The sequence below is a fragment of the Polaromonas sp. P1_H6 genome, from assembly GCF_056405195.1.
Map to the genome: position 1 here is coordinate 32,349 of NZ_JBFUCN010000021.1, position 23,333 is coordinate 55,681.

The window sequence follows — 23,333 nt, forward strand, 5'->3', positions numbered from 1 at the left end:
GCCCTCTCCGAGGAAAGTGCGTGGCCTACGTGTTGCGCGGCCCGTGGCTGACAACGCCCTGTGTTTGTGCGCGATCAGACTCTGGAATCCATCCCATTGAAACAGGAGATTTCTCAATGCCAGATAGCCACAAAGAGATTCTGCAAAAGGCCAATGCGGCCATCGTGAAAGGCGACTACGAGGGATTCCTGCAGTTCTGCACGGAGGACACGGAATGGATCTTTGTAGGGGACAGGACGCTGAAGGGAAAAGACGCTGTTCGCGAGTGGATGGCGAGTGAGTACCGGGAGCCGCCGAGGTTTGAGGTCCACCAGATGATCGCCGACGGGGACTTTGTCGCGGCACTTGGCGAGATCACTTTGAAGGACGAGGCGAGGAAGGATGTGCGCCATGCCTACTGCGATGTCTGGCGCTTTCGGGATGGGGGGATGGCTGGGTTGCAGGCTTTTGTGATTGAGGCTGAACTGGAGGGTGCGGCGGGCGAGAGTGGGGCTTTGTAGGTTAGTTGTCCAGAATCTCTGCGAACGCCCTAACGGGAAACGCTGCGGCTTCCCGTGCTTTCAGGGGGATCGCGAAGAACCGAAAGGACTTCCCGTGGAGCGCAGACAGTCCTGTTAAATTTTCAATGATCAGGATTCCATCACGCAAAAACCAGGTGTGGGCGGGGCGCTCCATGTCGCTGGTTGAATCAACATTGGAGCAATCCACTCCCAGGAGCTTTATTCCGGCACGCTGCACTTGCCGCAGTGCATCCCTCGAGAGAAACGGATGTGATCGATATGTCTCCGTGCCCCAATGACGATCCCAGCCAAAGTTAAGTAACAGTGCTTGCCCTTCAAGATTGCCCTGCAGCCCAAGATCACTCCATTCGATTTGTTGGCGCGGTTTAGTGTCCCGGAGGTCCGACACTACACCTGTAAGAACCAATCTATCCAACTCGATCGAAGCAATATCCTCCGCGCCGGGAAAACGGTGGCGCGGAGCGTCCAGCTTGGTGCCCACCGAAGTTTGAAATGCAACATCAGTTACTTCGAAGGATGACTTCCCGTCGTAGTGGCACTCTGATTCTGAATGCGTCATATATGGACGCAGATGGGCGGTTAGCTCAACAGAATCACCATTCCTGTCTTTGAACCGCGCGCCTGGCATTCCATCTTCGAAAGTGTGGGAGAGGTCGATCAGCATACTTTTACCTTCAAATTTTCTATACAAACTTGCTGTTGCCGCCAGCGCAATCGCCTCCAGGCCGAGCTCAAGTTGATGCGCAAATTTTAGAGTCTGCCCAGAGCTCGCGTCCTATGAAACTCCGCTACAACCCAATGCCGCGCCGGCATAGCCCGTTCGAAAAGTCAGTATCTTTGTGATCGCAAATGCAGGCCGAGCCGGTCGCCAAAATCGCGGGCTAGCCGCGACGGCGCCGAGTTTGGGGCATAGGCAAGGTGCGTCTGCACCTTTATGCCGGGAGTGAACGGCGCTACGTGCACCACGTCACGGAAAGCCGCTGCTCCATAAGAACTCACGATGCCCACCCCTACTCCCGCTGCTGCAAGGGTGCAGATAGTGGCGGAGTAGTTTGTCTCGACAACAGAAGGGGGCGTGACTCCGTGTTTGGCAAGAACCTGCTGCAGCATCTGCTGCAAACTGTCGTCCGCACCGTGGACGAGAAGGGGGAAATCCTTCAGGTCGCGGACATGGACCCCTGGCTTGGCGGCCAATCCGAGTTGCTTATTCATGACGCATACGGCGCGTGTTTGGTGCAGCAGCTCAGGTTCAAGGCCCTTGGCGCTAATGTCGCTTGTCGAGATCGCCAGGTCATAAATTCCGCTTAGCAGGCCGTCCCGCATAAATGAGGTGCCCACGGTCTGGAGACTGATTTTTACGCCTGTATGGTCGGTTTTGAACTGCTGGATCACGGCAGGCAGGACGGCCAGCGCGAGGACCGGCGTACACGCAATGCGCAACACCCCAATGCCCGTTTGGCGAAGGGCCGCAACTGTTTCTTCAACCTTTTCCAGGCCAAGAAAGTGCCGCTGCACTGCGCGAAAAAGTTCATTCGCCTCTGGTGTTGGGAGAAGCCGCCCCCGATGCATCTCAAACAGTTTCAGGCCGGTGGACAACTGAAGATGGGACAGCGTGCGACTGACCGCCGGCTGGGTCATGTGAAGAATCTTCGCTGCGGCCGTCGTGGTTCCGCCTTGCATGAAAGCGCGGAAGGTCTCGATGTGCTTGGAATTGAGTGGTCTCATGTTCGCCTGGGGTGTGAGGTCCGTCGCCAATTTGAGTGTATGCCGATTCTGTATAGCTGGCTATCGATAAGTAATTTGTTGTTATGGAGTTGGCGTCCTAGACTGCCGTCCATGCACTCAGAAATCGTCGCTTCCTCTGCCACTCGCAGTCCATCCGTTTGGGAAACTGGCCGAAGGATTGATGCTGGCCAGCTGACGTCGGTGCAACTAGTGAGAGAAGCGATTGCCCGGGCAACTTTGCGAGAGCCGGATCTGCATGCATGGGCTTCTCTCAACGAGGTGCAGGCGTTGCGCGAGGCCGCGGCGCTGGATCTACAGCCGCGCAGGGGTGTACTGCATGGCATTCCGATCGCTGTGAAGGATTTATCGGATACGCGCACACATCCCACGTCTTATGGCTCGTCCGCCTACCTTGGGCACAAACCGGTGATGGACGCGGCTTGCGTTGCCCTTGCAAGGGCGGCCGGAGCGGTCATCCTGGGAAAGACGGCCACTGTCGAGTTTGGTGCGAGCCGTCCCTGTGCCACTACCAACCCCCATAACAAGAACCACACGCCGGGCGGCTCTTCCGCCGGATCTGCGGCCGTAGTCGGGGATCATCAAGTGCTACTTGCTACTGGAACGCAGACAGGAGGCTCCATCGTCAGGCCGGCGGCTTTTTGCGGCGCCGTTGGTTTCAAGCCGAGTTTCGGTTCGGTGTCGACGGCTGGCACCAAGGGCTATGCGTGGTCACTCGATACCGTCGGTGCCTTCGCATCGAGGGTGGAGGATGTGGCACTTTTTTTCAGTGTGCTGCGTGGCATGCGGAATGTTGAAATGCCTCAGCCGCTGTCGTCTCCTCCGCGTATCGGCTTGTTGCCGGGGCCTTTCGTGGATAGGGCTGAAGAGTCGGCAGTGGAGGCGCTTGAGGCTGTAGCCCGGCGCTGTAGTTTCGCCGGAGCACAGGTCCACCCGGCGGACTGGCCTTCGCAACTCGAGGAATCTCTTGAACTACAGAGAACGATCTCCCGTTACGAGATGGGGAGATCGCTGCTTGCCGAGACGCAGAGCCCAGTCGCCGGCGAGCTAGGAGCGCCGCTGATGGACGAAGTCACGCGCGGACAAGCAATCACCGAGCAAGCCTACCTCGATGCAAAAAGGAGGGCCGCAACCCTTGCCTCGGCCATCGATCTGCTGTTCATGCAATACGACGCACTCCTCAGCTTTGCGACACCTGGTGAGGCCCCCCACGGTTTGAACACAACCGGCGATGCAACGTTCTGCCTGTCCTGGTCTCTGTTGGGTTTGCCCTGCCTGTCGTTACCTGTTGGTGGCGGTCCCGGCGGGCTTCCCCTGGCCGTTCAGGTCGTGGGCAGAAAGTATCACGACGACCAGCTGCTTCAGATTGCACGCTGGATTGAGCAACTCATGACTAACCCAACTTGAAGGAACAAATATGCCCGAAACCTTATCACCAGCAAAATTGGTTCACTTCCGCGGACACAAAACGGCTGCCCCGATCTGGCAATCCGAAGCGGTGCGAGCCGGCCCATTCATCTTCACTTCCGCAGTGTTGGCAACTGACTGGGTGAATGGAATTGCTCCTGAAGCCGAAGTTGATGGAAAATTTCCCTACTTCGCCTCTGAAGCTGAGCTTCAGACGGAGTACATCCTGCGTTCGCTGTCTCGCACCTTGCAGCAAGCCGGGAGCACGCTTGATTCTGTCGTCAAGGCGCATGTCTTTCTGCTGGAGAGCAGCGACTTTCCCGGTTTTGATCGCGTCTGGAAGCGTTACTTTCCCAATCCACCGACACGTACCACGGTCGGCGCAGCCGGCTTGCTCGTCCCGGGGGCCCGCCTCGAGATCTCGCTGATTTCGCTTGCCGCCGATAGCGGCTTGACAAAGTCTCCTGCCAGCTCGGATGGCCCCCGGCCGCTGACCAAAAAAGTCGAAGCGATGCGCGCGGGGGATTTCGTTTTCACTTCTGGACAACTGGCGCACAATGCCATTGACGGTGTCCCACCTGAAGCGGGTGGACGCGGTGCGAAGGCCGATATGCAGAAGCAATCGAACTACACGATCCGCAATATGCTCGGGTCGCTGAGCGCCGGCGGGGCACGGCCCGCAGACGTTGTGAAAGGACAAGCTCTCCTGCTCGACACCAAACAAGAGAGCGGATTCTTGAAAGCCTGGCGTGACGGCATCCCTGCATCCACGGCACTGGCCGTCACCGGCATTGGCTCTTTGCTGGTGGGCGACACCATCATCGAGATCGACCTGACCGCTTATACCGGTGACGATTTGGTGGTTTCAAAGAACATCTCACCGCGAGGCCCTGAAGCCGTCAGGTGCGGTGACTTGGTGTTTTCGGCAGGAATTTTCCCAGGCTTTGACACTGGGACACTGCCGGACGAGTGCGTGGTGTCGCCGGCGTATCCCCATTACTCCTCAGCGATTCGATTGCAGACCGAGTGGGTGTTGAAACGCATTGATGCAGCACTGCGCAGCGTTGGCAGCGATCTTTCGCACGTTGCCAAGGCTCAGGTATTCCTGACAGATCTCTCGGATTTCGCTCAGTTTGATGAGGTTTGGAAAACCTACTTCCCGACCGCGCCGGCCAGGTCTGTCGTCAAGGCCTCGCCGTTGCCAGTGGGCGGCGCTGTGATCGCCATCGAAGTGTATGCGGCGCGAATCTAGGAGTTGAAGTGAACGATGGCGAGGCGGAGGTTACAGATATGCCTTCGCTTCGCTCTACAGTTTCAATGCCGCCGTTCAAGAAGGATGGCGCCATCCTGCCATTTCAGGAGAGCAAGATGTCTACGAACCGTTATTGGGCTACAGGTGTGGAAATGCCAAACCTCAGCCAACCGCCACTTAAAGAGCTTGTGGACTTCACGACGCCGGCCGAGAAGATGTTCTTCCTCCGTCACATGGCCATGCCTTCGATTGATCGGAGAAAGTGGCAGGTGGAAATTGCCGGTCAGGTGCGGCGTCCCATCAAGCTGTCGCTGGGGGACCTGGCTTCGATGAAGCAAGTTTCCATCAGTTCAGTTCACGAGTGCGCGGGACATCCGTTTCATCCTACCGTGCCTGTCCGCCGGGTGGCAAACGTTACCTGGGGAGGTGTTCGCTTGCAGGAAGTACTTGATCGAGCGGAAGTGCTTCCTGGCGCCCAGTTTATTTGGTCGTACGGCATCGATGGTGGTGACTACCATGGGATAGACATCCCGGCTTACGTCAAGGATCTGCCGCTGCCAGAGGTGACTGCCGGAGACGTGATGCTTGCCACGCATCTAAATGGCCAGGAGCTCGACGATAAGCACGGCGGCCCGGTTCGTCTCGTAGTTCCGGGGTATTACGGCACCAATTCGACCAAATGGCTGGAGCGACTGGAACTGCGGGAGATGCGCAGCCCTGGGTATTTCACGACCACCATGTACAACGATACCGTCATGCGTGACGGCCAAGAAGTGCGCACACCCGTGTGGGGAATCCAGCCTCACTCAGTGCTGATTGACCCATCGGACGGCGATCTGGTCGCTGCAGGCCATCCTTCAAGGCTTCACGGGTGGGCATGGAGTTCGGTTCCCGTGGTCAGGGTAGAGGTGAGTACGGATGGCGGTGCCAGTTGGTGCGAAGCGTCACTCCATGAACGGCTTCAACGATCGTGGCAGCACTTCGACGCTTCCTGGATTCCAAACGTTGGCACGCATGTCCTGATGTGCCGGGCATTTGACCGGGAGGGTAGAGATCAACCCGCCACCGGATTCAGAAACTCCGTATTTTCAGCCACGGTTAGCGCAGCCTAGCGAGACGGCTGATTCTTTTCCTCCTTGTTCGATGAGCTCGTCCTGCCGACGTTGCGGGTTCATCCTGTCCCTGTGTTTATTCAAGTCAAAAAATGCATCCTCTGAACCCCATTCCTGCGAATCGCGTTGCTGCGGGCAGCGCTCACTATTTCTTTGGCTATTACAACAAGTCCAACTGGGATTCGTCGGGGAGATTCCTTCTGGCACATGAGACCCCATGGCGGGACGCCTACCTCACGGAAGACCTGGTGGCAAAGGTGGGTTACTTCGACATGGCTGTGGGTGACGGGGTCTTTCATTCTGTGGGGAAGACCCAGGCCTGGAATTGGCAGATGGGCTCGCAACTTCAATGGTTGGGAGGCACGGACGAGCACAAACGCAAGATTCTCTATAACGTCAGGACCGATGACGCCTCGTCTCGCTACCCGTTTTTTGCAGCAGAAATCAGGGACGTCGATACGGGTGAAAGCCGAACACTTCCGATGCCAATTTATGTTGCAGCACCCAACGGCAAGTGGGCGCTTTGCGTTGACTATCGGCGGCTGTATTTGACCCACGAGACGATTGGCTACCCTTGTGGTCGAGATGTGCCGGCGCCCGCACTGTGCCCCGGAGACGATGGCATCTGGATGATGGCACTTGCAACGGGGGCGGCGAGCCTGGCGGTGAGCTACGCGCAACTGGCCGCGTTTCACCCACGGGAATCCATGCGCAAGGCTATTCATTGGGTCAGCCACATTGAGGTCAGTCCTTCCTCTTCAAGAGTCCTTTTCCTGCATCGCTGGACTGAGCGGGTGAAGGACGAGACTTGTTTCCTACACCGGCTTATCACCATGAATCCCGACGGTTCTGATCTGCGCTTGCTTGAATGCTCGGATCATCCGTTGCCGCAGCTTTCTGAGGATTTTGACTCAGGGGCCGTCGGTACTTTTGACTATGAAAAGTCTGAATATCAAATCTCGCATCCCTTGTGGAGGCGAGACGGAGAAATCATTGTTTGGGGGCCGCACGCCGGGCAGATCCATTACCACCTGTACGAGGACAGCGAGATCGGGGCGGTCCATGTCGTGGGTGCGGGAACGCTCACTGAAAACGGGCATATGACGTTTTCCCCAACAGATCCGCAGTGGTTGCTAAGCGATACCTATCCTGACGGTGTAACCCATGAGCGTGTGCTGTTCCTCTACAACGTAAGGACTGGCAAGCGGTATGAGTTGGGTAGCTTTTACGCGGATCCATCTCTCTCCAAGGAGAACCGCTGCGATTTGCATCCGCGATGGGCACCGGATGGGCGGCAGATCTGCATAGATTCGGTTCATGAGCATGCGCGTTCGATGTACGTCTTGAATGTGGAGTCGATCGTTGGTGATGCGTCCGCCGATGCTAGTCACTTAACAACACCTTATCCGTAGCATTGTTTATTCGATTCCCGGCGATATCACCTCGACCGATCACCGTGGCCTTTGACCAAATCCAAAACTTAAGGAGACATCATGAAAACGCTTTATCTTATTTTTACCTCACTGGCCTTGGCTGTGACGAGCGCTATTGCCCAGACGAATGACACATTGGGACGAATTCGGGAAACTGGAGTCATCCATGTGGGAGTGCGCGAGTCCTCTGGCGCGTTGTCGTACACCACTGGCAATGGGGCGTATGTCGGATTCCACGTTGAAATTTGCCAACGAATGATTCAAGATCTCGAGCGAGTTTTGAACAAAAAATTGGAGACCCGGTATTTGCCAGTGACTTCGCTGAATCGAATTCCGCTGATGCAAAACGGCACGATTGACGTCGAGTGCGGAGCCACGACAAACAACTCTGCCCGGCAGAAGGACGTTGCATTTGCGCTGACGACCTATGTCGAAGAGGTGCGGATGGCTGTGAAGGTCGGTTCGGGAATCAACTCGCTGTCGCAATTGAATGGAAGGAAGGTTGCCACCACGGCAGGAACTACGTCGGTGCAGCTTCTTCGCAAGCATGAACGCGCGGCAAAAATTGATTTCATTGAGATTTTCGGCAAAGACATGGCGGAGAGTTTCCTCTTGCTAGAATCCGGGCGAGCTGATGCGTTTGTGATGGATAGCCAGGTTCTTGCCGGAAATATTGCCGCCTCAAGAAATCCGAGTGGCTATCAGATCGTCGGAGAGTCCATCAGTGTGGAGCCGATTGCGATCATGCTAAAGAAGGATGACCCGAAGTTTAAGGAGGTCATAAACGGCACGATCAGGGAACTGATCAAAAGTGGTGAGATGGAAAAAATCTACGACAAGTGGTTTATGCGCCCGATCCCGCCGCGCGGCGCCAAATTAGGTCTTCCAGCCAGTAACGCAACGAAGGCTGCCTGGGCATCACCTAACGATCGACCTCTTGAGGATTACAGCCAGAGGTAGACAAGAAGGGGGGGCTGTGCAATGGCGCTCTCAAAGAATCCGGTTAAACCAAAGCAGCGACAAACTAGCCGACACCAAAGCCAGCGCAGCCGCCACCAGCGCCAGCAACCCGGAAATCTCCGTCTCTTTCTTCTCAATCGCCAGCCGAGAACTGAGCGTCTCATAGACCTTCTTCAAGTCCGCCGCGGTGCCGGCATAGAAGTACTCAGCCTGCGTGGTGCGCGCGATGCCCTTCAAGGTCTCCTCGTCGAGCTTGACGCGCATGGACCAGCCTTCAAAGCCAATCGTCTCCCCGTCCACCGTGCCCACGCCCACGGTATAGACACGCACGCCGCGGTCGGCGGCGGCTTTGGCTGCGTCCAAAGAATCCACGCCGGTGGTGCGCTGGCCGTCGGTCAGCAGGATGATGGCGCCTGAGGTGTAAGAGCCGGGGGCGACGGGGACGAATTCTTTTTTGGCGCCCTTGTCGGGAGCCAGGGCCTGGTCTATGGAGGTGCCGCGGGGTTTCTCGCGGCCGTATTGCATGGACGCTAAATCAATGCCGGCATCGGGAAACAGTTCGGCCAGCGAGACGACGATGCCGTTGCCTATGGCGGTGCCGCGCTGCAGCTGGAATTTGTCGATCGCTACGACCAGGTCTTCGCGGCTCAGTGTGGGTTGCTGCACGACGGAGGCCGTGCCGGCGAAGGCGACGATGCCTACGCGCACATTGCGCGGCAGGTCGGCGAGGAAGGCTTTGGCGGCGTTCTGTGCGGCAACCAGGCGATTGGGCAGCACGTCGGCGGCGCGCATGCTGCCTGAGACGTCCATGGCGAGGATGATGGTTTCGCGCTGGGATGGCAGGCTGATGACCGCGAAGGGGCGCGAGGCCGCGACCAGCATGGCGGCGATGGACAGCAGGAAGAGTATGGGCGGCACATGGCGGCGGAAACTCTGGCCGCGGCCCATGGCTTCGCGCACGATGGAGAGGCTGGCATACCGTAATGCCATTTTTTTCTTGCGGCGCAGCAGCCAGATGTAGATCAGCACCAGCAGCGGGATGGCTAGCAGCAGCCACAAAAATTCCGGCCACAAAAACGTCGGCAAAGGCAATTTGGACATGAAAGAAGTGAGCCAGCTGGGGAGGTTCATGGTGAGATGTCCTTGGCGGCGTCAGGCGGCGCGCCTCAGGTGGGTGGGCATGGCGCCACCCGATATCCGGCTGCGGCGCTTGCGCAGTTCGGTGAAGCGCATGATGGCGTCGACCAGGTTGTCGTCGGTCGAGAGTTCCAGCGCGTCGACGCCGGCGCGGGCCAGCGCCTGCCGCAAGTCGGCCTCGCGCTGGGCCGCGATTCGCGCAAAGCGTTTGCGGAAACCGGCGTCATGCGTGTCGACCAGCAATTGCTCGCCGGTTTCGACGTCGCGTATCGGGATCAGGCCGAGGTCGGGCAGGTCCAGCTCCAGCGGGTCCAGCAACCGCACGGCCACCACCTCATGGCGGCGGGCCAGCTGGCCCAGCGGTTTCTCCCAGCCGGGTTCGGTGATGAAATCGGACACGACGAACACGGTGGAGCGGCGCCGCACCAGGTTGGCGGCGGATTCGAGCAGCTCATGCAGGCGCGTCGGGCCGAGGTTGGTCGTTTCGGGGCGGGATTGCAGGGTGTGCAGCAAGTGCAGCACATGGTGGCGGCCGCCGCGCGCGGGAATCACGGCGTCGACGCCGGAGCCGTAGAGCATGGCGCCCACGCGGTTGCCGTGGCGGGTCAGCATGCGGGCCAGCACGGCGACAAACTCGGCCGAGACATTGCGCTTGCGCTGCTCGCTGGAGCCGAAGTCCATGGACGGGCTCAGGTCCAGCAAAAACCAGGCGCTCATCTCGCGGTCTTCGGTGAAGACGCGCACATGGGGTTGTTCGAGCCGGGCGGTGACGTTCCAGTCGATGTGGCGCACGTCGTCATGGTGCTGGTACTCGCGCAGGTCGGCCAGGTCCATGCCGGTGCCGCGCAGCAGGGTGCGGTAGTCGCCCTGCAGCAGGCCGTCGAGGCGGCGCAGCACCGTCCACTCGAGCCGGCGCAGCAGCTGGTCTGCGTTGGCGGCAGCGGATTTGACCGGTTCAGGCGGCGAGTTTTTCATGTTCCAACGGCTTTGCTGGAGGCGGAATTTTGGCCATGATCTTGGCGACCAGGCCGTCGGCGGTCAGCCCTTCGGACAGCGCCTCATACGACAGCACCAGGCGGTGCCGCAGCACGTCGGGCACCAGGTCGGTCATGTCTTCGGGCAGGGCGTAGCTGCGGCCGCGCAGCAGGGCCAGGGCGCGCGCGCCTTCGGTCAGGTTGATGGTGGCGCGCGGGCTGGCGCCGAAGGTGATGAAGCGCTGCAAATCCTTGAGCCCATGCTTGACGGGCGTGCGCGTGGCTGAGACCAGGCGCACGGCGTATTGCACCAGCGAAGGGTCGACGTAGATGCGCCGGCATTCGGCCTGCAGGGCTGCCAGCTGTTCGGTGGTGGCGACGGCGCTCACGGCGACGGCGGGGCCGGTGACGCGCTGGACGATGACAAACTCTTCCTCGTCGGTGGGGTAGTCGACCAGCACCTTCATCATGAAGCGGTCGACCTGGGCCTCGGGCAGCGGGTAGGTGCCTTCGGTTTCAATCGGGTTCTGCGTGGCCATGACCAGAAAGGGATCGGGCACCTTGTGGGTGGTGCCGGCAATCGTGACCTGGCGCTCCTGCATCACTTCCAGCAACGCGCTTTGCACCTTGGCCGGCGCGCGGTTGATTTCGTCGGCCAGCAACAGGTTGGTGAAGACGGGGCCCAGCGAGGTGCTGAACTCGCCGGTTTTCTGGTTGTAGATGCGGGTGCCGACCAGGTCGGCCGGCACCAGGTCGGGCGTGAACTGGATGCGCTTGAACTGGCCCTGCACGGTGTTGGCCAGGGTCTTGATGGTCAAGGTCTTGGCCAGGCCGGGCACGCCCTCGACCAGCAGGTGGCCCTGGGCCAGGATGGCGACCATGACGCGCTCAAGGAAGCGGTCCTGCCCGACCACCACGCGCTTGACCTCATAAAGGATCTGCTCCATGAGCTGGGCGGTGTCGTGGTTGGCGTTTTGCGGGGTGGTCTGTTCCATGCGGCGGGGTCCTTGGAGGCTGGGGTCAGGAGGTGTGGAAGGAGTTCAGAACGGCGGCATGCCGGCAGCCGAGGCGGCGTTCTCGATGGGCACGGCAAAGCCTATGCCGACAAAGGTGCGCTGCTGGTTGGGGTTGAAGATGGCGGTGACGATGCCGATGACCTCGCCGTCCATGGTGACCAGCGGGCCGCCGGAGTTGCCGGGGTTGGCGGCGGCGTCGAACTGGATCAGGTTGCTCATCATCTGCTTGCCTTCGGGCGAGCGGAAGTTGCGCTTGAGCCCGGAGATCACGCCCTGCGAGGCCGAGGGGCCTATGCCGAAAGGGTAGCCGACGGCCATGACCTGGTCGCCGGGGGCCAGGTCGGCGGTGGAACGCATGGTGGCGGCAATCAGGTCGTCGGGAATCTTGTGGGCCTGCAGCACGGCTAGGTCGTTCTCGGGTTGCACGCCGGTGATGCTGGCGGTGGATTCCAGGCCGTCGGCGAAGGTGATCTTGATGGTCTGGGCGTTCTGCACCACGTGCAGGTTGGTCAGGATGATGCCCTTGTCGACGATGACCACCCCGGTGCCGACGCTGCGCTCGCCGTCTTCCTTGCCGTCCTTGTCCTTGCCCAGGCCGACGATGCGTACGACCGAGGGAATGATGGTGTCATAGGCCTTGGTGCCGGGCGAGGGCAGGACCGTGGTTTCCAGGGTCTTGAGCACGGCCGCGTTGATGTCGTCCTGGGTCAGCTTGCGCGCCGGGTTGCGCAGCGGCGAGGCAAAGCTGAAGGCCAGCAGCAGGGCCAGCAGGCCGACGACGGACCACAGCAGGTAGAGCTGGTGGCGCGCCAGGCGCTGGGCGAGCCGGGCGACGCGGGGAAAGCGGGAAGGTGGAGGAGGGGCGTCCGCGGTGGTGGCCTCGTCGGGCGGCTGCGCCTGGGCGTCACCCGCGCCCTGCGCCGGACGGTTTGAACTGCTGTAAAGGGCTGGCCTGCGCATCCGTTCACCTCTGAGGTCAAAGTGTCAAAACCGGGCTGATACGGGGCGGAAAGCGGTTGGAAGGCGGTTTTCAGGCCCTGTATTTACAGATGCACCGTATCACGATTCCTTCATCCATGCACGCCATTTGGCTATCTGCGGGAAGGGCTTTGTAACGGGGCTTTGGAGCCCGCTTTTGGGGCGGGGTTCCCCGGGGGCGTGTGCTTTCAGCGGCCCGGGGTGTCGGGCGGACTGCGCAGCAGGGTCAGCGCCAGCGCAGCCGAAGCCAGCATCAGGAACAGGCTCACCGCATTGAGCACAGGCGTGGCGCCTTCGCGCATGCGGCCGTACATCATGACGGTGAGCGGCGCATCCGAGCCGACCAGCATCAGGGTGGTGTTGAAGTTCTCGAAGGACATCAAAAACGAGATCGCGGCGGCGCCTATGAGCGCGGGTTTCAGGTAGGGCAGGGTGATGGTGGTGAAGACGGCGGCGCGGGAGGCGCCCAGGTTGTAGGCGGCTTCTTCCAGGGTGATGTCAAAACGTTTCAGGCGCGCGGTGATGACCAGGGTGGCGATGGAGACGATGTAGGAAAACTGGCCTATCACCACCAGAGGCAGGCCGGGGCGCAAAAAATCCAGCTCCAGGCCCCACCAGTCGTCGGCCAGCTGCGCCATCCGGCTGGCGAAGGCCAGGATGGAGATGCCCAGGATGACGCCGGGAATCACCAGCGGTGCCAGCATCAGGAAAGACAGGGCCTGCTTGCCCGGAAAGCGCGCGCGTTCGATCAAAAAGGCATTGGTGGTGCCGACCAGCACGGCCAGCACCGTGACCCAGGCGGCCACGACCACGCTGGTCCAGAGGCTGGCCAGCATGGGACCGTCGGCAAACAGGCCGCTGCGGCCGGCCTTGCTGCCGAAAAACCAGTCGAGCGTGAAGCCGCGCCAGGGCGGCGCCGGGTAGGGCGCGTCGTTAAAGGCGAACACCGCGACCACCACCAGTGGCAGGAACAGGAAGGCGAAAAACGCCAGGGCATAGGCCCAGGTGCCGGCGCGCAGCCAGGCGGGGCGGGGCAGGGAGGCGATCATGCGGAGGCTTTCATGAACGCCTCATGACTTCGCCGAATTTCTGGCCGGTGAGTTTCAGCCCGAGCCAGACGATGGCGGTAGACAAACCCAGCAGCAAGAAGCCAAACGCCGCGCCTTGTTCCCAGTTAAAGCGCGTGATGAACTGGGTGTAGATCTGCTCGGTGAACCACAGCGAGTTCTTGCCGCCCAGCAAGGTGGGCGTGAGGTAGTTGCCCAGGGTCAGCATGAAGACCACGATGCAGCCGGCCAGGATGCCGGGCGCGGCATGCGGGATCACGATCTGGCGCAGGATGGACGGGCCGTTGCCGCCCAGGTCGTAGGCGGCTTCGATCAGGGTGTCGTCCAGGCTTTCGAGCGCGCTGATCAACGGCACCACCATGAAGAGCATGGAGGTGTAGACCAGGCCGACCAGGATGGTGGCGTCGCGGTAGAGCAGCTCGACGGGCGCAGCCGTGATGCCCAGTTGCACCAGCACGGCGGGCAGCACGCCGGATTCGCGCAGCAAAATCATCCAGCCCAGGGTGCGCACGGTTTCGCTGACCCAGAAGGGGATCAGGCACATCACCAGCAGCAGCGACTTGGCGCGGCCGCGCACCAGTTTGGCAATCGTCCACGCAATCGGGAAGGCCAGCAGCAGCGTGATGACTGTGGCCAGGATGGACATCAGCGCCGTGCGCACAAAGGTGTGCCAGTACAGCGGCTCCTCGACAAAGGTGCGGTACTGCGCAAAGCTGGGCGTGTACTGGCGCGGTGCGATGCGTTCGCGCAGCGACAGCACGGCGAGGTCTATGTGCGGCAGCACGATCAGGCCGATTAGCCAGACCAGGGCCGGCGCCAGCAGCAGCAACAGGATCAGCCGGGCCTGCGACTGCCCGGAACCACCAGTGGAAGGCAGGACGGCCGCGGCTTGCATGGCGGGCCTAGCTGTTGCCGAAGCAGACGGCCTGCTCGGGGTCGAAGCTGAAAGCCACCGTCTCGCCGATGCGCAGGTCGGCGAAGCGCCCGGTCTGCGGCAGCGCGATGCGGAACTCGGTGCGGCTGGCAGTCTCGCGCAGCAGCACGGCCGAGTTGGCGCCGTCGAACAACAGGCTTTCGACCTGGCCGGCGTAGACCGTGTGGTTGGCCGGCAGCTCGGTCGCGTCGCGCGCCAGGTTGATGGCCTCGGGCCGTACAAAGGCCTGCACCGCCTGCTCGGGCTGCAGCCGGCCGGCAGCGCGGGCGCGCAGGGCCAGGCCGTCGCCGGTGGTGAGCGCGACCACGGCGCCGGCCTCCGCGCCGGCCGCGCCGGTGCTGGCGGCCAGCTTGTTGTTGGCGCCGACAAAGCCGGCCACAAACGGGGTTTGCGGCTGGTAATAGAGCTGCTGCGGCGTGCCCACCTGCTCGAAGCTGCCGGCGTTCATCACCGCCACGTGGTCGGACAGCACCAGGGCCTCGGACTGGTCGTGCGTGATGTAGACAAAGGTGGTGCCGAAGGCGGCCTGCAGCTGCTTGAGCTCGACCTTCATGTGCTCGCGCAGCTTCAGGTCGAGCGCGCCCAGCGGTTCGTCGAGCAGCAGCAGCGTGGGCTCGAGCACCAGGCTGCGCGCGATGGCCACGCGCTGGCGCTGCCCGCCGGAGAGCTGGTCGACGCGCTTGTCCTGCATGCCGGGCAGGCTCACGCGCTCCAGCATGGCGCCGACCTTGGCGGCGATGTCGGTGCGCGAGAGGCCGCGCCGCGCCAGGCCGTAGCCGACGTTCTCGCCGACCGACATCATGGGGAACAGCGCCAGGTGCTGGAACACCATGTTGACGGGCCGCTGGTTGGGCGGCACGCCATTCATGGGCTTGCCGCCGATGTGGATCTGGCCCGCGTCGGGCGACAGAAAGCCGGCGATCATGCGCAGCAGCGTGGTCTTGCCGCAGCCCGAGGGGCCGAGGATGGAGAAAAAGCTGCCGCGCTCCACCGTGAAGGACAGGTCCTTCACGGCGGGCTGGCCGGCGTAGGTTTTACCGACGTGCTCGGCTTGCAGGTCTGCGTGCACCGTGGGCGCGGCGTTGGCGGTTTACTGCGCTGCCTTGATGCGGTCCAGCACGCGGCCTTCGATGTCCTCGATGCCGGCGGGCACTGCGGGGTACCACTTGACGTTTTTCAGCGCGGCTTCAGGGAAGCTGGCGGCGAACTGGGCCTTGAGCTTGGGGTCGGCCAGCTGGTCGGCGCCCTTGGAGGCGGTGAAGTTGCCTGCCGAGCCCGCGACCTTGGCGGCGATCTCAGGGCGCATGTTGAAGTTGATCCAGGCATAGGCGGCGGCATCGTTGCGGCCCTTGGCGGGGATGGCGAAGGTGTCTATCCAGCCGAGGGCGCCGGACTTGGGCGCGATGAACTGGATCTCGGGTTTCTCGCCATTGAGCTTCCAGCCGCCGGTGTCCCACATCATGGCGCCCACGACTTCACCGGCGCGCATGCCGTTGAGCAGCTGGTCCTTGTTGTCCCAGTAGAACTTGATGTTGCCCTTGCAGGCGATCATGGTCTTGCCGACTTCGTCCATCAGCGCGCCGTAGGCTTTCGGGTCCTTGTACAGCGCGAAGGGGTCCTTGCCGGAGGCGAAGGCGAAGGCCAGCAGGGTGGGGCGCTTCAGGCGCACGGCGGTCTTGCCCTTGAACTCGGCCTTGCAGAGGTCGGGGTAGTCGGCCATCTTGGCCAGCTTGGTGTTGACGACCAGGCCGTCGGTGCCCCAGATGTGCGGCAGGCCGTAGACCTTGCCGTCGAGTGTGGTGTTCTTTTTGGTGGCCTCAAGCATGGAGGGGATGAAGAGATCGGACTTGATCTTGCTGAGGTCCATGGGCTTGTAGATGCCGAACTCCTGCTGCGGGCCGGTGATGCGGTCCTGCGAGGGCTGGGCCAGGTCGAAGCCGGCGCCGCCGGTGGCGCGCAGCTTGGAGATCATCTCTTCGTTGTTCGAGAGCGTCAGCTCGACGTCGATGCCGGTTTCCTTCTTGAACTGCGCCACGACGTCGGCGGGGACGTAGTCGGCCCAGGTGATCAGCCGCAACTTCTGGTCTTGCGCCCAGGCGGTGCCGGCGAGGCTGGAGGCAACAAGGCCGGCGCCGAGAATCTGGCTCATCAGGCGGGATAATTTCATTTGGCTTTCCTTTGTTATGTCGAGTTGGACGGGTTGACGTAGGGAGATCAGCTGAAAAGAAACCGGGGCGAAAACCGGAACCCATGAAGGGGTGTTCCGCCTGAAAAAAGCATAGGGTGTCCCGATTTCATTTCTGTGTCAACATCTTTGGCGACTGGTCCTGCCCTGTTGTTTTTTCTTCCATCTTCGACTTATCGTCCTTATCTTCTACTCACCCCATGACTTTCTGGATAGACACGCATTGCCACCTGGACGCCGGGGAACTGGCCGCCGACGTCGCCGAGGTGCGCGCGCGGGCCGCCGCTAACGGCGTGGCGCACTGCGTGCTGCCGGCGGTGGGGGTGTTCAACTTTGAGGCGGTGCGTGTGCTGGCGCACCGCTTCTCGGACAGCTATGCCTTGGGCATACACCCGCTGTGCGTGCCGCAGGCGCGTGATGAGGACCTGCAGGCGCTGGACGCGGAGCTGGCGCTCAGGCGTGAGGACCCGCGGCTGGTGGCGGTCGGTGAAATCGGCCTGGACTACTTCGTGCCGGCGCTCACGCAAAGCCCCCAGCGCGAGCGCCAGGAGCACTTTTACCGCGAGCAGTTGAAGCTGGCGCGCAAGCACGGCCTGCCGGTGATCCTGCATGTGCGGCGCTCGGCCGACAAGCTGCTCAAGCACCTGCGTGATCTGGCGCCCGAAGGCGGCTGGCACGGCATAGGCCATGCGTTCAACGGCAGCGCGCAGCAGGCGGAGGAGTTCCTCAAGCTGGGCTTCAAGCTCGGTTTCGGCGGCGCCGTGACCTTTGAGCCGGCGCTGCAGCTCAGGCGCCTGGCGGCCGAGCTGCCGCTGGAGGCGCTGGTGATGGAAACCGATTCACCCGACATCCCGCCGCACTGGATCTATGCGACGGCGGCCGAGCGCGAGGCCGGCAAGCCGCAAGGCCGCAACGAGCCGGGCGAGCTGCCGCGCATCGCGCAGCAGGTGGCGGAACTGCGTGGCATCGGCACGGACGCGCTGGCGGCCGCGACCACGGCCAATGCGCGGCACGCGCTGCCCAAACTTGGGGCGCTGCTCGCATGAAGGCGGTGCCTCTGGAAGGCTTGGCGCCGCTGGTCTCCAGCAATACGCGCCTGCTGGTCCTGGGCAGCTTCCCGGGCGCGGCCTCGCTGGCGCAGCAGCAGTATTACGGCCACCCGCAAAACCATTTCTGGAAAATCCTCAAGGCGCTCTGGCCTCCCGGCCCCGCGGACGCAGGGCCTGATGGCTACCAGGCCCGCACTGAATGGCTGCTGTCCAAAGGCCTGGGCCTGTGGGACGTGTACGCGGCCTGCGAGCGCGAGGGCAGCCTGGACAGCGCGATCCGCAACGCCGAAGTGAACGACCTCGCGGGCCTGCGCCGGCTGTGCCCGGCGCTGGAAGCGATCGCCCACAACGGCGGCGAAAGTTTCAAGCATTCAAGACACACGCTGGCGCTGGGATTGCCGGTCTACAAGTTACCCTCAACCAGCCCGGCGAACGCCTCCTGGAGTTTTGAGCGCAAACTCGCGGCCTGGCGGGAAGTTTTTGAAAAACACGGACTGGTTTGATGCAAAGAAAAGATACGGCCAAAGCGATGGCCAAAGAGAGCGCGGCAATGGAATTGCCCGAGGTCAACTTCTCGGACTACGGCGACGTGCGCTTTCTGCACCTGGGCACCGAATGGGTGCAGGGCTCCATGCTGCGCGACGCGCCCTACGACATCGAGCTCGAATATGTGCAGCGCATGATGGCGGGCCTGCTGTTCATGGATGCGGCGGCCATGCCGAAGAAACACGCCATGCAGCTGGGCCTGGGCTCGGCCGCGCTGACCAAGTTCTGCTACAAAAAGCTGCGCATGAAGGTGACGGCCGTCGAGATCAACCCGCAGGTGGTGACGGCCTGCCGGGTCTGGTTCAAGCTGCCGCGCGACGACCTGCGGCTGCATGTGATCGAGGCCGATGCCGCCGCTGAAATCAAGAAACCGGCTCACCATGGAACGGTGGACCTGCTGCACGTGGACCTCTACGACCACGAGGCCGCCGCGCCGGTGCTGGACAGCGCCGATTTCTACGCCGACTGCCGCGCGCTGTTGGCCGAGGACGGCGTGATGACGGTGAACCTCTTCGGCCGCGATTCCAGCTACCTGCAGTCGCTGACCAAGATCGCCGAAGCTTTCGGCCCTGAAGCAGTGTGGGCCTTCACCCCGACGCGCGAAGGCAACACCGTGGTGCTGGCGCAGCGCGAGCCCACGCGGCCCGAGCGCGCCGCGCTCTTGCTGCAGGCCGGCGTGATCGAGTCGCGCTGGGACCTGCCGGCCAAAAAGTGGCTGCGGCTGTTCAAGCCGGTGGCTTAAGGTTCGGTTAAGAAGCAAGCCGGGCAGGGTGGCAAAAGCCACGAGGGATGGGGTACAGTGCCACCCATGAGCGCTGTGACCCACCCCAAATCCCACCGTGATTCGCATGCGAAAAAAGGCCATGCCGGCCCCCTGGACTGGCGCATCCTGGTGGAATGGCTCAGTGACGACGGCGTGATCAGTGCCGCCGAAGCGCAGCGCACCATCGCGCGCTGCTCGCAGGTGCAGAGCGCGCAGCCGCCGCTGATGCGGCTGGCCAGCGTCGGCATGACACGGCTGGCCGACGGCAAGCCACTGGACATCGAGACCATGTCGCAATGGCTGGCGGGCCGGGCGGGCCTGGCCTACCTGCGCATAGACCCGCTCAAGGTGGACGTGGGCAAGGTGGCCGACACCATGTCGGCCATGTATGCGGAGCGCCACAAGGTGCTGCCGGTGCAGGTGACGCCCAGCGAGGTGGTGATCGCCACCTCCGAACCCTTTATCACCGACTGGGTGCAGGAAGTCGAGCGCCAGGCCAAGCGCAGCGTGCGCCTGGTGGTGGCCAGCCCGCAGGAGATCACCAAGTTCACGGCCGAGTTTTTCGCGCTGGCCAAATCGGTCAAGGCGGCGGTCAAATCGGGCAGCGCATCGGGCTCGGCGAGTTTCGAGCAGCTGGTGGAGCTCAACAAGAGCAACAAGCAGCTGGATGCCAACGACCAGGGCGTGGTGCAGGTGGTGGACTGGCTCTGGCAGTACGCCTTCGACCAGCGCGCCAGCGACATCCACCTGGAGCCGCGCCGCGAGCAGGGCGTGATCCGTTTCCGCATCGACGGCGTGCTGCACCCGGTCTACCAGCTGCCCATGGGCGTGCACAACGCCATGACGGCGCGCATCAAGCTGCTGGGCCGCATGGACGTGGTGGAAAAGCGCCGCCCGCAGGACGGCCGCATCAAGACGCGCAACCCGCGCGGCGACGAAATCGAAATGCGCCTGTCGACGCTGCCCACGGCTTTCGGCGAAAAAATGGTGATGCGGATCTTCGACCCGGACACCACGGTGAAGAACCTCGACGCGCTGGGCTTTTCGCAGCACGACGCCGACCGCTGGGAAAGCCTGGTCAAGCGGCCGCACGGCATCATCCTGGTCACCGGGCCGACCGGCTCGGGCAAGACCACCACGCTGTATTCCACGCTCAAGCGCCTGGCCACCGAGGAAGTCAACGTCAGCACCATCGAGGACCCGATCGAGATGATCGAGGCCTCCTTCAACCAGACGCAGGTGCAGGCGCACCTGGATTTTGATTTCCCCGAGGGCCTGCGCGCGTTGATGCGGCAGGACCCGGACATCATCATGGTGGGCGAGATCCGCGACCTGCAGACCGCCGAGATGGCGGTGCAGGCGGCGCTCACCGGCCACCTGGTGTTCAGCACGCTGCACACCAACGACGCGCCGTCGGCGGTCTCGCGCATGATGGAACTCGGCGTTCCTTCTTACCTGATCAATGCCACCATGCTGGGCGTGCTGGCCCAGCGGCTGGTGCGCACCCTGTGCCCCAGCTGCCGCGAACCCGACGAGAGCGCCGCGCGCGAGACTCTGGCCGAACTGGTCAAGCCCTGGCAAATCAGCGGCGGCTACCGGCCCTACAAACCGGTGGGCTGCGTGGACTGCCGCATGACGGGTTTCCGGGGCCGCATGGGCCTCTATGAATTGCTGACGGTCACCGAGGGCTTCAAGGAAAAGGTCTCCAAGGAGCCGAACATCGATGCACTGCGCCGCCAGGCGGTCAGCGAAGGCATGCGCCCGCTTCGGCTGGCGGGCGCGCTGAAAGTGGCGGAAGGCCTGACCACCATCGACGAAATTTTGGCCTCCACCCCACCCTTATCCTGAGAGCCGCTCACAAAACCCTCCTGGCGTTGTTGCACCGCCTTGCCGTGCTGTAGCACTGTCTGCGGCGGTGCGCCTAGCCAGGACCGCTTCGCTGGGTTTTGTGAACGGCTCTTTGAAATTGTTCAGGGGCCTCAATACGGTGCCTGTTCTGGCCGTAAACAGGTCCTGGACTGCGGGTTTTCACGGATTTTCAGCACTCTTTCAGGGCACCCTGCTTTCATGTAAGTGAGGGGTAAGTGAAAGATTGATGAAAGGTAAGTGAAAGCCACATGTCGGGCCTGGGGGATTGAATGCACAATCCAGCGATTCTTTCTTTTACTTTTATGTACGTATTGAGGAGACAGCCGTGAATATCAAGAGTCAGAAAGACTTTTTCTCCGGCCTCATGTTCATGGGCGTCGGTGTGGCGTTCGCATGGGGGGCTACCACCTACAACGTGGGCGAGGGCGCCCGCATGGGCCCCGGCTATTTCCCGCTGATGCTGGGCGTGCTGATGGCCCTCCTGGGCGCCGGCATCACCTTCAAGTCGCTGGTCGTCGAAACCGAGGGCGGTGACAAGATCGGCAAATGGGCCTGGAAGCCGCTGGCCTACATCATCCTGGCCAACCTGATCTTCGGCGTCCTGCTGGGCGGCCTGCCCAGCATCAAGCTACCCCCCATGGGCATGATCGTCGCGATCTACGCGCTCACCTTTATTTCCAGCATGGCCGAAGCCGGCTGGAAAGTCAAAAACACCTTCATCCTTGCGACCGTGTTGGCCATCGGCAGTTACCTCGCCTTTGTCGTCCTGCTCAAGCTGCAGTTCCCGGTGTGGCCTTTCTTCATCGGCTAAGGAGATATAAAAAATGGATCTGATTGCAAATCTCTCGCTGGGTTTTGGCGTGGCGTTCACGCCCATCAACCTGGTGTATGCCTTTATCGGCTGCCTGCTGGGCACGCTGATCGGCGTGCTGCCGGGCATCGGCCCGGTTGCCACCATCGCCATGCTGCTGCCCGCCACCTATGCACTGCCGCCCGTGTCGGCGCTGATCATGCTGGCCGGTATTTACTACGGCGCCCAGTACGGCGGCTCCACCACCGCCATCCTGGTCAACCTGCCGGGAGAATCCTCGTCGGTGGTCACCTGTATCGACGGCTACCAGATGGCCCGAAAAGGGCGAGCGGGCCCGGCGCTGGCCGCGGCCGGCCTGGGTTCCTTCTTTGCCGGTTGCGTGGGTACGCTGATTTTGGCGGCCTTCGCGCCGCCGCTGACCGAACTGGCCTTCAAGTTCGGCCCCGCCGAATACTTCGCGCTGATGGTGCTGGGCCTGATCGGCGCCGTGGTGCTGGCTTCGGGCTCGCTGCTCAAGGCCATCGCGATGATCGTGCTGGGCCTGCTGCTCGGCCTGGTCGGCACCGACGTGAACTCCGGTGTCGCACGCTTCAGCTTTGACGTGCCCGAACTGACCGACGGCATCGGCTTTGTGACCATCGCCATGGGCGTGTTCGGTTACGGCGAAATCATCAGCAACCTGGCGCAACCCGAGCATGAGCGCGAAGTGTTCACGGCCAAGGTTTCGGGCCTGTTCCCGACCAAGCAGGATTTCAAGGACATGCTGCCCGCCGTGTTGCGCGGCACTTTCCTGGGCTCGGCGCTCGGTATTTTGCCGGGCGGCGGCGCCTTGCTGGCGGCCTTCGCGGCCTACGCGCTGGAAAAGAAGATCAGGATGAAACCGGGCGAAGTGCCATTCGGCCAGGGCAACATCCGCGGCGTGGCCGCGCCCGAGTCGGCCAACAACGCCGGCGCGCAGACTTCCTTCATCCCGCTGCTGACGCTGGGCATCCCGCCCAACGCCGTGATGGCCCTGATGGTGGGCGCCATGACGATCCACAACATCCAGCCCGGCCCGCAGGTCATGACCAGCAACCCCGAACTGTTCTGGGGCCTGATCGCCTCGATGTGGATCGGCAACGCGATGCTGATCATCCTGAACCTGCCGCTGATCGGCATGTGGATCAAGCTGCTGACCGTGCCTTACCGCTACCTGTTCCCGGCCATCGTGCTGTTCTGCGCGATCGGCGTGTATTCGACCAACAACAACACCTTCGACATCTGGATGGTCGGCATCTTCGGCGTGATCGGCTACCTGTTCGTCAAGCTGGGCTGCGAACCCGCGCCCTTGCTGCTGGGCTTCATCCTGGGCCCCATGATGGAAGAAAACCTGCGCCGGGCCCTGTTGCTGTCGCGCGGCGACTGGAGCGTGTTCGTCACGCGTCCGCTGTCGGCCGGCCTGCTGGGCGCCGCCCTGCTGCTGCTGATCATCGTGCTGCTGCCCTCGGTCAAGAACAAGCGCGAGGAAGCCTTCGTTGAGGAGTGATCGCGAACCCTTTCGGAGCTCCGGCTCCGTCCATGCAAAAGGCACCTTCGG

22 protein-coding genes are annotated in these 23,333 nt (G+C 62.0%); 12 read left to right on the top strand and 10 right to left on the bottom strand.

Annotated features, from left to right (window positions below; translation table 11 throughout):
• Positions 1 to 116: 116 nt before the first annotated feature.
• A complete protein-coding gene (locus AC1D1F_RS18050) occupies positions 117 to 500 on the top strand; it encodes a nuclear transport factor 2 family protein (RefSeq protein WP_477676997.1) in 384 nt (127 codons plus the stop codon).
• 1 nt (position 501) lies between these two features.
• Here the strand turns inward: AC1D1F_RS18050 and AC1D1F_RS18055 are convergent, their stop codons facing one another.
• A complete protein-coding gene (locus tag AC1D1F_RS18055; RefSeq protein ID WP_477676998.1) occupies positions 502 to 1,185 on the bottom strand; it encodes a cyclase family protein in 684 nt (227 codons plus the stop codon).
• Positions 1,186 to 1,349: 164 nt separating this feature from the next.
• Positions 1,350 to 2,246: a LysR substrate-binding domain-containing protein gene (locus AC1D1F_RS18060; protein WP_477676999.1), complete on the bottom strand. Its 897-nt coding sequence runs from the start codon at positions 2,244 to 2,246 to the stop codon at positions 1,350 to 1,352.
• A gap of 111 nt (positions 2,247 to 2,357) precedes the next feature.
• Here AC1D1F_RS18060 and AC1D1F_RS18065 point away from each other — a divergent pair, with 111 nt between their 5' ends.
• The 5 genes from AC1D1F_RS18065 (at position 2,358) to AC1D1F_RS18085 (ending at position 8,428) form a co-directional block, all read left to right on the top strand.
• Positions 2,358 to 3,671, top strand: coding sequence for an amidase (locus AC1D1F_RS18065; RefSeq protein ID WP_477696381.1), 1,314 nt, complete (start codon positions 2,358 to 2,360; stop codon positions 3,669 to 3,671).
• Positions 3,672 to 3,681: 10 nt separating this feature from the next.
• On the top strand, positions 3,682 to 4,923 hold the full coding sequence (locus tag AC1D1F_RS18070) for a RidA family protein (RefSeq protein ID WP_477696382.1): 1,242 nt from the start codon (positions 3,682 to 3,684) through the stop codon (positions 4,921 to 4,923).
• Positions 4,924 to 4,931: 8 nt separating this feature from the next.
• The gene (locus tag AC1D1F_RS18075) at positions 4,932 to 6,035 is read left to right on the top strand and encodes a molybdopterin-dependent oxidoreductase (protein ID WP_477696383.1); all 1,104 of its coding nucleotides are present in this window, start codon (positions 4,932 to 4,934) and stop codon (positions 6,033 to 6,035) included.
• A 92-nt stretch (positions 6,036 to 6,127) separates the two neighbouring features.
• Positions 6,128 to 7,447 carry a hypothetical protein gene (locus tag AC1D1F_RS18080; protein ID WP_477696384.1) on the top strand — a complete coding sequence of 440 codons (1,320 nt, stop codon included), beginning with the start codon at positions 6,128 to 6,130 and terminating at the stop codon, positions 7,445 to 7,447.
• An 81-nt stretch (positions 7,448 to 7,528) separates the two neighbouring features.
• Positions 7,529 to 8,428 carry an amino acid ABC transporter substrate-binding protein gene (locus AC1D1F_RS18085; RefSeq protein WP_477677004.1) on the top strand — a complete coding sequence of 300 codons (900 nt, stop codon included), beginning with the start codon at positions 7,529 to 7,531 and terminating at the stop codon, positions 8,426 to 8,428.
• Between the two features lie 30 nt (positions 8,429 to 8,458).
• On the opposite strand, the gene AC1D1F_RS18090 is transcribed toward AC1D1F_RS18085, so the two are convergent.
• From AC1D1F_RS18090 to AC1D1F_RS18125, 8 genes are all read right to left on the bottom strand, one after another.
• Entirely contained in the window at positions 8,459 to 9,559 is a 1,101-nt protein-coding gene (locus tag AC1D1F_RS18090; RefSeq protein ID WP_477677005.1) for a VWA domain-containing protein, read from the bottom strand.
• A gap of 21 nt (positions 9,560 to 9,580) precedes the next feature.
• Positions 9,581 to 10,540 carry a DUF58 domain-containing protein gene (locus tag AC1D1F_RS18095; RefSeq protein ID WP_477677006.1) on the bottom strand — a complete coding sequence of 320 codons (960 nt, stop codon included), beginning with the start codon at positions 10,538 to 10,540 and terminating at the stop codon, positions 9,581 to 9,583.
• On the bottom strand, positions 10,521 to 11,534 hold the full coding sequence (locus tag AC1D1F_RS18100; protein ID WP_477677007.1) for an AAA family ATPase: 1,014 nt from the start codon (positions 11,532 to 11,534) through the stop codon (positions 10,521 to 10,523). Before AC1D1F_RS18100 ends, AC1D1F_RS18095 begins: the two co-directional genes overlap by 20 nt.
• 45 nt (positions 11,535 to 11,579) lie before the next feature.
• A complete protein-coding gene (locus AC1D1F_RS18105) occupies positions 11,580 to 12,515 on the bottom strand; it encodes a S1C family serine protease (RefSeq protein WP_477677008.1) in 936 nt (311 codons plus the stop codon).
• Between the two features lie 206 nt (positions 12,516 to 12,721).
• The gene (locus AC1D1F_RS18110) at positions 12,722 to 13,582 is read right to left on the bottom strand and encodes an ABC transporter permease (protein ID WP_477677009.1); all 861 of its coding nucleotides are present in this window, start codon (positions 13,580 to 13,582) and stop codon (positions 12,722 to 12,724) included.
• Positions 13,583 to 13,592: 10 nt separating this feature from the next.
• A complete protein-coding gene (locus AC1D1F_RS18115; protein ID WP_477677010.1) occupies positions 13,593 to 14,495 on the bottom strand; it encodes an ABC transporter permease in 903 nt (300 codons plus the stop codon).
• A 7-nt stretch (positions 14,496 to 14,502) separates the two neighbouring features.
• Complete coding sequence (locus AC1D1F_RS18120) at positions 14,503 to 15,603, bottom strand: ABC transporter ATP-binding protein (protein ID WP_477677011.1); 1,101 nt, start codon at positions 15,601 to 15,603, stop codon at positions 14,503 to 14,505.
• 21 nt (positions 15,604 to 15,624) lie between these two features.
• Positions 15,625 to 16,701, bottom strand: coding sequence for an extracellular solute-binding protein (locus tag AC1D1F_RS18125; RefSeq protein ID WP_477652625.1), 1,077 nt, complete (start codon positions 16,699 to 16,701; stop codon positions 15,625 to 15,627).
• Positions 16,702 to 16,919: 218 nt separating this feature from the next.
• Between AC1D1F_RS18125 and AC1D1F_RS18130 the strand changes: the two genes are divergently transcribed.
• The 6 genes from AC1D1F_RS18130 (at position 16,920) to AC1D1F_RS18155 (ending at position 23,282) form a co-directional block, all read left to right on the top strand.
• Entirely contained in the window at positions 16,920 to 17,765 is an 846-nt protein-coding gene (locus AC1D1F_RS18130) for a TatD family hydrolase (protein WP_477677013.1), read from the top strand.
• Positions 17,762 to 18,271 carry a DNA-deoxyinosine glycosylase gene (locus AC1D1F_RS18135; protein ID WP_477677014.1) on the top strand — a complete coding sequence of 170 codons (510 nt, stop codon included), beginning with the start codon at positions 17,762 to 17,764 and terminating at the stop codon, positions 18,269 to 18,271. The genes AC1D1F_RS18130 and AC1D1F_RS18135 overlap by 4 nt, the downstream gene beginning before the upstream one ends.
• Positions 18,271 to 19,056 (top strand): class I SAM-dependent methyltransferase, encoded by a 786-nt coding sequence (locus AC1D1F_RS18140; RefSeq protein WP_477696385.1) that lies wholly within the window; start codon positions 18,271 to 18,273, stop codon positions 19,054 to 19,056. Before AC1D1F_RS18135 ends, AC1D1F_RS18140 begins: the two co-directional genes overlap by 1 nt.
• A gap of 66 nt (positions 19,057 to 19,122) precedes the next feature.
• Positions 19,123 to 20,925 carry a type IV pilus assembly ATPase TfpB gene (gene tfpB, locus AC1D1F_RS18145; protein ID WP_477677016.1) on the top strand — a complete coding sequence of 601 codons (1,803 nt, stop codon included), beginning with the start codon at positions 19,123 to 19,125 and terminating at the stop codon, positions 20,923 to 20,925.
• A 346-nt stretch (positions 20,926 to 21,271) separates the two neighbouring features.
• Positions 21,272 to 21,757, top strand: a complete 486-nt coding sequence (locus tag AC1D1F_RS18150) for a tripartite tricarboxylate transporter TctB family protein (protein WP_477652630.1) — start codon at positions 21,272 to 21,274, stop codon at positions 21,755 to 21,757.
• Positions 21,758 to 21,770: 13 nt separating this feature from the next.
• Complete coding sequence (locus AC1D1F_RS18155) at positions 21,771 to 23,282, top strand: tripartite tricarboxylate transporter permease (protein WP_477652631.1); 1,512 nt, start codon at positions 21,771 to 21,773, stop codon at positions 23,280 to 23,282.
• Positions 23,283 to 23,333 lie beyond the last annotated feature (51 nt).